The sequence below is a fragment of the Salmonella sp. SAL4457 genome (assembly GCF_046548235.1).
Lineage (GTDB): Bacteria > Pseudomonadota > Gammaproteobacteria > Enterobacterales > Enterobacteriaceae > Salmonella > Salmonella enterica.
This window is the reverse complement of record NZ_JBGDZO010000126.1, coordinates 1-372: the sequence shown is the minus strand read 5'-3', so window position 1 is coordinate 372 and position 372 is coordinate 1. Positions and strand designations below refer to the sequence as shown.

General features: G+C 64.8%; 1 protein-coding gene. It reads right to left on the bottom strand.

From position 1 onward, the window contains the following. Positions 1-96: 96 nt before the first annotated feature. Positions 97-372: cholesterol oxidase substrate-binding domain-containing protein (locus ACLJNW_RS23545; protein WP_410961131.1), on the bottom strand; the 276-nt coding region annotated here is incomplete at its 5' end.

Genomic DNA, 372 nt, shown 5'->3' with positions numbered 1-372 from the left:
CTGTTGAACAAGTCAACGCCGTATCGAGGGCTCATTCATATCGGCTCCGGCCAACCGCTCTTCGTCCGAGTCAGTACGGCCTCGCATAGCGGCATTTCATGGCATCAGCCGGTCGAGCAGCGGCGAGCTGAACAGCCGATGCGGATCGGCTTCGTTCAACTGGCGCACCGCGCTGTCCCAATCGTTGTCTGCGACCAGGCCCTGGCGTAGCGACTGCGCCACCAACTGGTCGACCACCGTCGGCTCGTCCCAGGCGGCGGCGGGGCTGTAGCCCCAGCCCTTGCTCCACTCCACCCGCAGCGAGGCGTAGTCGCCGCTGAAGTGGTCGAACAGCCAGGCCTCGAACTCGTGGTAGAAGGCATTGGCCTGCGG